Genomic DNA, 8,214 nt, shown 5'->3' on the forward strand with positions numbered 1-8,214 from the left:
TCGCCCAAGACCGCCGAGTCGGCGCATCTGTCCCAACCGCTCGGGGCAGATACGCCGACTCGGCGTGAAATCTTGAGGCAGTTGCGCCGACTCGGCGTCTATTTCTGGGGCAGTTGCGCCGACTCGGCGAGATGTCAGCCTGTGCGGCGGGCTGGGGTGGACGTGGACAGACGTTCGGTCAGGTGGGATACGAGGTCGGCGGAGTCCTCGCGGGCGCCGTCGATGTAGGTGGAGCGGCGGCGGCGTAGGACGGGGAGGCCGGTGACGTAGAGACCGGGGAGGTGGGTGACGCCGCCGTCGTGGCGGATCGCGCCCTTGTGGTCGAAGACGTCGGCGTCCAGGAACGAGTGGTCGGGCTTGATGCCGGTCGCCCAGACGACCGAGCCGATCTCGCCGGAGGTCAGGGAGAGGGACAGGAGCGGGTCAGGTACGCGGGTCGGTTCGAGCCGCTCGCCGGTGCCGCCGACGGCATCGTCGATGCTCTTGAGCAGCCGGTTGGCCTTGAGGTCGGCGAGGGAGGCCATGTTGGTCAGCGAGCCCGAGAAGAGCGCCGAGCCGTCACGGGTCCCGGCCAGCTTGCCGACCAGCCGGACCCCGGCCTCCTGCAGCGTGTTGAGGTCGAGGTCGGCGGTGCCGCCGACGAGCTGGAAGGAGGAGAGCCGCCGGGCGCGGGTGACGTCGTCGATCTCGTCCCAGCGCTCATCGAGGATGCCGACCTCCTCGATCCAGGCGAAGATGTCGCGGCCGCGGTAGCGGCGCGGCACCCGGACGTGCTCACCGACCGCAAGGGTGACCTGGCGGCCGGAGGCCTGCAGCTCCGCCGCGATCTGTACGCCGCTGGCCGCCGCCCCGACCACCAGCACTCCGCCGGGCGGGAGCTGGGAGGGGCGCCGGTAGTCGATGGCGTGCACCGACGGCAGCCCGGGCGGCAGGTCGGCGGCGAGCGGCGGCAGCACGCCGCGTACGGAACCGGTGGCGAGGACGACGTGGTCGGCGGTCCAGGGCCCTGCGGAGGTCTCGACGAGGAAGCCGTCCGTCGCGGGGGAGACGCGGTGCACCGCGACCTGCTCGTGCACCGGGGCGCTGATGACGTCGGCGTAGCCCGTGACCAGCGAGGCGACCTGGGCGGCGGTGAGGAACTCGTCGACGTGCGCGGGACCGAGCAGGGGCTCGCCCAGCCCGGGCAGCCGGTTCATCCAGCCCGGGGTGAGCAGGCGGAGCGAGTCCCAGCGCTGGGTGTGCCACGAGTGAGCGACCTGACCGCGCTCGAGGACGACGTGGTCGATCCCCTCGGCACTGAGTCGGTGGCTCACCGCGAGGCCGCTGTGCCCGGCCCCGATCACCGCGACGGTGGTGCGGCGAGACGGAGCACTCGTGGTCACGAGACGGAGACGCTGACGGCGGTCGGGTTGGTCAGGACGTCGAAGACGGCCGAGCGCTTCTGCGACTGCGCGACCAGCGCCTCGATGTCCTCCGGAGAGGCGTCGGCGTCGATCGAGTAGTTCACGCGGACGCCCGTGAAGCCGTTGCGCACGTCGGCGTCGGCGCCGAGGATGCCGCGGATGTCGTGGTCGCCCTCGATGGTCGCGGTGACCGAGTTGAGCTGGATGCCGCGCTGCTGGGCGATGGAGGCGACGCCGGCGGTCAGGCAGCCGCCGAGCGCGACCAGGACGGTCTCGACCGGCGTGGGGCCCTGGTTGTCGGCGGCGAACTGCGGCGGGTGGTCGCCGTCGGCCTCGAACGAGCGGTCGGTCTCCTGCTCCTCGCCGAGGCCGAAGAAGCCCTCGACCTTGCTCTTGGAGTGGGTGCCCTTGACCCAGGTGTTGGTGGCGCGCCAGGTGAACTTGGCGGCCTCCGGGGCCTCCTGGAGCGCGCTGCGGGCGCCGAGGAGGGCCTCGACGTTGACGCCGTTGTCGACGGTGGTTTCGGTCATCTGTCTCTCCTGAGGTAGGTGTTGAACAAGTTATAGCCCAGTAAATTACTCAACAAAGAAGATCAGCGTCGCGTCTTGCGTGCCGAGATGACGCCGGTGTCGAAGCCGGCCAGATGCAGCCCGCCGTGGAACCTGGCGTGCTCGATCTTGAGGCAGCGGTTCTGCACCACGGTCAGCCCCGCTGCGCGCGCCGTGGCCGCGGCCTCGTCGTTGGTCAGCCCGAGCTGGAACCAGACCACCGGCGAGCCCAGCTCGATCACCTCGTCGACGACCGCGGGCAGGTCGCTGGCGCGGCGGAAGACGTCGACGATGTCCGGGGTCTCCGGCAGGTCCTGCAACGAGGCGTGGACCTGGTGGCCGAGCACCTCACGCCCGGCGGCGTTGGGATTGATGAAGTAGAGCCGGTAGTCGGTGTCCTGGGCGAGATAGGTGGCGACGTAGTAGCTCGACCGGGCGGTGTTGGCGGAGAAGCCGACGATGGCGACCGACCTCGCCTCCCGGAGCAGCCCCTGCCGCTCCTTCGCGCTCGGCTCGTGCGGGATCTGCGCGATCGTCATCAGGACTCCTTCGTGGCTGCGTCGAGCGCCTGGTCGAGGTCGAAGAGGATGTCGTCGGCGTCCTCGATCCCGACGCTGATCCGCACCAGGCCGGGGGAGACGCCCGCCTCGGCCAGCCGGGACTCGCTGAGCTGCCGGTGGGTGGTGGAGGCGGGATGGATCACCAGCGTCTTGGCGTCGCCGATGTTGGCCAGGTGGCTGGCGAGCTCGACCGACTCGATGAACCGCTCCCCGGCCGCGCGCCCGCCCTTGACGTCGAACGCGAAGACGCTGCCGGGGCCCTTGGGCAGGTACTTCTGCGCGCGCGCATGGTGCGGGTGGGAGGGCAGACCGGCCCAGCGTACGTTCTCGACCCGGTCGTCGGCGTCGAGCCACTCGGCCACGATCCGGGCGTTCTCGACGTGCCGCTGCACCCGCAGCGCCAGCGTCTCGACGCCGAGTGCGAGCTGCCAGGCGGACTGCGGGCTCAGGGTCGCGCCCACGTTGCGCAGGTGCTCGGCGCGCAGCCGGGTCAGGAAGGCGTACTCGCCGAAGTTGCCCCACCACGACAGCCCGCCGTAGTGGTCGACCGGCTCGTGGAAGAGCGGGAACCGCTCCGGGGTGTACTCGAACCGGCCCGACTCCACGACCACGCCGCCGAGCGTCGTCCCGTGGCCGCCGAGGAACTTCGTCGCCGAGTGGGTCACGATGTCGGCGCCCCACTCGATCGGCCGGGACAGATAGGGCGTCGGGATGGTCGAGTCGACGACCAGGGGTACGTCGTGGGCGTGGGCGACGTCGGCCAGTCCGGCGATGTCGGCGATCTCGCCCGACGGGTTCGCGACGGTCTCGGCGAAGACCAGCTTGGTCTCCGGGCGGATCGCCGCTGCGTACGCCTCGGGGTCGGTCGGGGAGACGAAGGTCGTCGAGACCCCGAACCGGCGCAGCGTCACGTCGAGCTGGGTGACCGAGCCGCCGTAGAGCTGGGCCGAGGCGACGATGTGGTCGCCCGCGCCGGCGAGGGAGGCGAAGGTGACGAACTCGGCGGAGAGGCCCGAGGCGGTCGCCACCGCGCCGATGCCGCCCTCGAGCGAGGCCAGCCGCTCCTCGAACGCGGCCACGGTCGGGTTGCCCACGCGCGTGTAGATGTTGCCGTACTTCTGCAGCGCGAACCGCGCGGCGGCGTCGGCGGTGTCGTCGAAGACGAACGACGCCGACTGGTAGATCGGCAGCGCCCGGGCGCCGCTGACGGCGTCGGGGATGTTGCCTGCGTGGATCGCACGGGTGTTGAAGCCGTACGCGTGGTCACTCATGAACCAGCTCCAGTTCGATCGTTGAGGAAGGTGCGGACGAGGTCGAGGTAGCCCGGCGGGTCGAGGAGGAAGGAGTCGTGGCCCCAGGACGAGGCGATCTCGTGGCGCTCGACGTCGAGGCCGACGCGGCGCAACTCCTTCTCGATCAGCACCGAGTGGGAGGTCGAGAAGCGCCAGTCGGAGTCGAAGGAGATGACCTGGAACCGGGTGTCGCGGATCCGCTCGGCGAACTCCTCCGACGTGAACGGGTCGAAGTAGTCGAGCAGGCGGGAGAGGTAGAGGTAGGAGAGCGCGTCGAAACGATCGACGAACGAGCGCGCCTGGTGGTCGAGATAGCTCTCGATCTCGAAGTCGATGCCGAACCCCGGAGCACCGCGCCGGTCGCGGCCGAACTTCGCCTCCAGCCCCGGCTCGGAGACGTACGTGACGTGGCCGAGCATCCGCGCGACCGAGAGGCCGTCGGCGGGGACGACACCATGGTCCGGGTAGCGCCCGCCGTGGAAGGCCGGGTCGCGCAGGATCGCCTGCCGGGCGATGGTGGAGAGCGCGATGTTCTGCGCGCTCAGCCGGGCCGAGGCGGCGACCAGCACGGCCCGCTCGGCCTGCCCGGGCGCGTCCGCGGCCCACTGCAGGACCTGCATGCCGCCGAGCGAGCCACCGACCGCCGCGTAGAGCCGCTCGATACCGAGGTGGGCGATCAGCCGGCGGTGGACGGTCACCAGGTCGGCGACCGAGATCAGCGGGAAGTCGAGCCCCCAGGCGCGACCCGTCGCGGGGTCGGTCGAGGACGGCCCGGTCGTGCCGCGGCAGCCGCCGAGGAGGTTGGCGCAGACGACGAAGAACCGGTCGGTGTCGACCGGTCTGCCCGGGCCCACCATCGTCGGCCACCACTCGGTCGCCTCGGCGTCGCCGGTGAGCGCATGGGCGATGAAGACGGCGTTGTCGCGGGCTGGCGAGAGGTCACCGCAGGTGGTGTAGGCGACGTCGACGGGGGCCAGCGTGCCGCCGCCGGAGAGCCGCAGCGGGTCGGCCTCGTCGAAGAGGCGAGCGTGTCGGACGGCGGTCATCGGCCCCTCTCTCGATTAATTCAAGTCGCTAACTACAGAATCTAGCGTGCTGAGCGAGCGCGGGGGCGGATGTCCGGCATCCAGGCAAAGAGGTCTCATGCCGGGCTGGTTGACTTACCCCTGTGACGACCAGTCCTGACACTCCCGAGATCGACCTGACGACCGACGTGGTGACGCTGACCCGCCAGCTGATGGACATCAACTCGGTGAGCCTCCACGAGCTGGAGCTGGCCGACGCCGTCGAGCGGGCGCTGACCGCCTACGACCACCTCGTCGTCGAGCGGCGCGGCAACTCGATCGTGGCGCGCACCGACCTCGGTCTCTCCGAGCGGGTGGTCCTCGCGGGCCACCTCGACACGGTGCCGGTCAACGACAACTTCCCGAGCCGCCTGGACGAGGCCGCCGGCATCCTGCACGGCCTCGGCGCCTGCGACATGAAGTCCGGCGACGCCGTCATCCTCAAGCTCGCGGCCACCCTCGAGAAGCCCAACCGCGACGTGACGTACGTCCTCTACGAGGCCGAGGAGATCGAGGCCGTCCACAACGGTCTCGGCAAGCTGGCCGAGAGCGAGCCCGAGCTGCTCGCCGGTGATTTCGCGATCCTGATGGAGCCGTCCAACGCGGGCGTCGAGGCCGGCTGCCAGGGCACGCTGCGCGTCGAGGTCCGCACCAGCGGCGAGCGCTCCCACAGCGCGCGCTCCTGGCGCGGTGACAACGCGATCCACAAGGCCGGCGAGGTGCTGCGCCGCTTGGAGGCGTACGTCCCGCGCAAGCCCGTCATCGACGGCCTGGAGTATCACGAGGGCCTCAACGCGGTCTTCGTCTCCGGTGGTGTGGCCGGCAACGTGATCCCCGACGAGTGCGTGGTGACGGTCAACTACCGCTTCGCCCCGGACCGGAGCGAGGAGGAGGCGCTGGCGTTCGTCACCGAGTTCTTCGAGGGCTACGACCTCACCCTGACCGACTCCGCCCCCGGCGCCCTGCCCGGGCTCGAGCGACCGTCGGCGAAGGCCTTCATCGACGCCGTCGGCGGCGAGGTGGGTCCGAAGTTCGGGTGGACCGATGTGGCCCGGTTCACCGTCCTCGGCATGCCGGCGGTCAACTATGGTCCAGGTGACCCGATGTTCGCCCACAAGGCCGACGAGCACGTACGGATCTCCGAGATCACCTCGTGCGAGCAGGCTCTCCGTGATTGGTTGACCGCATGACCAGACGCAGCGGCTCCGGCCCGCGCCCCACCCAGGGCCGCCCCGCCGGCAGCACCACCGACCAGCGCCTGCTGGACAGCTCCGGCCACGGCGACTGGGTCCACACCGACCCGTGGCGGGTCATGAAGATCCAGGCCGAGTTCGTCGAGGGGTTCAACGACCTCTCCGAGATCGGCCCGGCGATCAGCGTCTTCGGGTCCGCTCGCACGCCCCAGGACCACCCGACCTATGCCCAGGCCGAGGCGGTCGGCAAGGGTCTGGCCGAGGCCGGGTTCAGCGTGATCACCGGCGGCGGCCCCGGCACGATGGAGGCGGCCAACAAGGGCGCCCTCGAGGCCGGCGGCGAGTCGATCGGCCTCGGCATCGAGCTGCCCTTCGAGGCCAGGCTCAACGACTACGTCAGCTTCGGGCTCAACTTCCGCTACTTCTTCGTGCGGAAGATGATGTTCGTCAAGTACTCCCAGGGCTACGTCGTCATGCCCGGCGGTCTCGGCACCATGGACGAGCTCTTCGAGGCGATGACGCTCTCCCAGACCAAGAAGATCACCCAGTTCCCGATCGTGCTGATGGGTGTCGAGCACTGGGAGGGACTGCTCGCCTGGATGCGCGAGACGATGCTGACCGACGGCCGGATCAAGCAGAGCGACCTCGACATGATCACCCTCACCGACGACGTGGACGAGGCGGTCGAGCTGATGCTGAAGGCGCGTGGCTGACGAATGGGCTGGATCTTCGCAGCACTCATCGTGCTGGTTCTCGGAGGAGTCGCCCTCGTAGCCGCCGGTACCGGCGCGCCGATGGGGGAGGAGTACGGCGACCGGCCGGATGCTCTGGTGCCCCGCGACCGCGTCCTGGAGGCCGCAGACCTGCGTCGCGTACGGTTCTCGGTGGCCTTCCGGGGCTACCGCATGGACGAGGTGGACGCGCTGATCGAGCGCCTCGCCGAGGAGGCGGAGTGGCGGGAATCGGTCGCCACTGCGGACGCCGGAGCCGATACCGACCCCGGGAGACACGCACCACACCCGCCGGAGCCCGATTCGGGCTCGTCCGACGACTAGGACAGAATCGCTGCCGTGAGTTTCGCTGCCGTACTCGTCTACGCCGTGACCGCCCTGGTCGCGGTGATCGTCGCGCTCACCTATCTCAAGCCTCATCTGCTGCAGCCTCAGCAGCCGGGGCTACCACCCAAGATCCACCTGTACGCCGGTGCCGCCGGCCTGCTCGTGTGGGTCCTCTTCCTCGTCTCGCCGCCGTCGTTCTTCCTCGGGGGTGACGTCCCGGGCGTCATCGGTCTCTTCGGGATCTGGCTCGCCGCGATCGCGGGTCTCTACCTGCTCGCACGCCGGCTCAAGGAGCAGCGCTCCGGCGCCGGCGCCCACGACGACTACGGTTATGACGGCTACGACGAGGAGTACGCCGAGGACGGCTACGGCTACGACGAGGCCGGCTATGCCGAGGCGGGTCACGCCGAGCCTGGTTTCGCCGAGCCTGATTTTGTCGAGCCCGGCTATCCCGACTACGCCGACGTCGACCCGCGAGGCGGGTACGCCGACCCGCGCCAGCCCGATCCGCGCCAGCCGGACCCGCGTCAGCCGGTCCAGCAGCCGGTGCCTCAGCCCGTCGCCCAGCCAGTCGCCCAGCCAGTCGCCCAGCCGGGGCGCCCTGCTGAGCGTCGCGCCGAGACCCGCCGCGCAGAACCGCGTCGAGCGGCTGCGAGCGCTGAGGAGACGGCCGTGATGGCGCCGATCGAGCGCGAGCCCACGCCGGCTCCTGCGCCCGCTCCGGCGCCGGCTCCTGCTCCCGTCCCGGCTCCGGAGCCCGCGCGGGACGGCCGATCCGGCCGCCGTGTGGCCGCTCGCCAGGCACCGCCCGCTCCCGAGCAGCCGTCCGCGCCGCAGCAGCCGCCCGCGCCGCAGCGAGCCGCCCAGCGGCCGCCCGCACCCCAGCCGCAGCCTCCGCAGCGCCCCGCGCGCCAGCCCGGCCGCCCGCAGCCCGCGCCTGCTCCGGCTCCCGCTCCGGCCCCGGCCCGTCCCGCCCCGGCCCGTCCCGCCCAGGAGCGGCGCGCCCCGGAGCCGCCGGCGCGCGAGCGCCCCGCGCCGCGGCCGCCCGCACCCGAGCAGCCCCAGCCCCAGCCCCAGCCCCAGCCCCAGCCCCAGC

Annotated in this window: 8 protein-coding genes and 1 pseudogene; 4 read left to right on the forward strand and 5 right to left on the reverse strand. The window is 71.1% G+C overall.

All coding sequences use genetic code 11. The features are described 5' to 3' along the window. Positions 1-134 precede the first annotated feature (134 nt). The 5 genes from IEY81_RS08725 to metX all read right to left on the reverse strand — a co-directional run bounded on the left by IEY81_RS08725 (position 135) and on the right by metX (position 4,849). A complete protein-coding gene (locus tag IEY81_RS08725) occupies positions 135-1,382 on the reverse strand; it encodes an NAD(P)-binding domain-containing protein (RefSeq protein ID WP_189118080.1) in 1,248 nt (415 codons plus the stop codon). Beyond that, positions 1,379-1,933 carry an OsmC family protein gene (locus IEY81_RS08730; RefSeq protein WP_189118081.1) on the reverse strand — a complete coding sequence of 185 codons (555 nt, stop codon included), beginning with the start codon at positions 1,931-1,933 and terminating at the stop codon, positions 1,379-1,381. The genes IEY81_RS08725 and IEY81_RS08730 overlap by 4 nt, the downstream gene beginning before the upstream one ends. Before the next feature lie 62 nt (positions 1,934-1,995). After that, on the reverse strand, positions 1,996-2,490 hold the full coding sequence (locus IEY81_RS08735; RefSeq protein ID WP_189118082.1) for a CoA-binding protein: 495 nt from the start codon (positions 2,488-2,490) through the stop codon (positions 1,996-1,998). Beyond that, positions 2,490-3,782 carry an O-acetylhomoserine aminocarboxypropyltransferase/cysteine synthase family protein gene (locus IEY81_RS08740; RefSeq protein ID WP_189118083.1) on the reverse strand — a complete coding sequence of 431 codons (1,293 nt, stop codon included), beginning with the start codon at positions 3,780-3,782 and terminating at the stop codon, positions 2,490-2,492. Before IEY81_RS08740 ends, IEY81_RS08735 begins: the two co-directional genes overlap by 1 nt. Then, a complete protein-coding gene (gene metX, locus IEY81_RS08745) occupies positions 3,779-4,849 on the reverse strand; it encodes a homoserine O-acetyltransferase MetX (RefSeq protein WP_189118084.1) in 1,071 nt (356 codons plus the stop codon). Before metX ends, IEY81_RS08740 begins: the two co-directional genes overlap by 4 nt. 122 nt (positions 4,850-4,971) lie before the next feature. Between metX and dapE the strand changes: the two genes are divergently transcribed. The 4 genes and pseudogenes from dapE to IEY81_RS08765 form a co-directional block, all read left to right on the forward strand. Beyond that, on the forward strand, positions 4,972-6,057 hold the full coding sequence (gene dapE, locus IEY81_RS08750; protein ID WP_189118085.1) for a succinyl-diaminopimelate desuccinylase: 1,086 nt from the start codon (positions 4,972-4,974) through the stop codon (positions 6,055-6,057). Beyond that, positions 6,054-6,773: an LOG family protein gene (locus IEY81_RS08755; RefSeq protein ID WP_189118086.1), complete on the forward strand. Its 720-nt coding sequence runs from the start codon at positions 6,054-6,056 to the stop codon at positions 6,771-6,773. Before dapE ends, IEY81_RS08755 begins: the two co-directional genes overlap by 4 nt. A gap of 3 nt (positions 6,774-6,776) precedes the next feature. Beyond that, complete coding sequence (locus IEY81_RS08760; RefSeq protein ID WP_189118087.1) at positions 6,777-7,115, forward strand: DivIVA domain-containing protein; 339 nt, start codon at positions 6,777-6,779, stop codon at positions 7,113-7,115. Between the two features lie 15 nt (positions 7,116-7,130). After that, a pseudogene (locus IEY81_RS08765) lies at positions 7,131-8,214 on the forward strand (hypothetical protein); the annotation flags it as partial.

Source organism: Nocardioides luteus (assembly GCF_014648595.1).
Taxonomy (GTDB): Bacteria; Actinomycetota; Actinomycetes; order Propionibacteriales; family Nocardioidaceae; genus Nocardioides; species Nocardioides luteus.

Bases quoted from the DNA above. Each gene is read 5' to 3' on its own strand.
- IEY81_RS08755 (WP_189118086.1), top strand. From the start codon at position 6,054: ATGACCAGACGCAGCGGCTCCGGCCCGCGCCCCACCCAGGGCCGCCCC.
- IEY81_RS08740 (WP_189118083.1), bottom strand. From the start codon at position 3,782: ATGAGTGACCACGCGTACGGCTTCAACACCCGTGCGATCCACGCAGGC.
- metX (WP_189118084.1), bottom strand. From the start codon at position 4,849: ATGACCGCCGTCCGACACGCTCGCCTCTTCGACGAGGCCGACCCGCTG.
- IEY81_RS08735 (WP_189118082.1), bottom strand. From the start codon at position 2,490: ATGACGATCGCGCAGATCCCGCACGAGCCGAGCGCGAAGGAGCGGCAG.
- IEY81_RS08760 (WP_189118087.1), top strand. From the start codon at position 6,777: ATGGGCTGGATCTTCGCAGCACTCATCGTGCTGGTTCTCGGAGGAGTC.
- IEY81_RS08730 (WP_189118081.1), bottom strand. From the start codon at position 1,933: ATGACCGAAACCACCGTCGACAACGGCGTCAACGTCGAGGCCCTCCTC.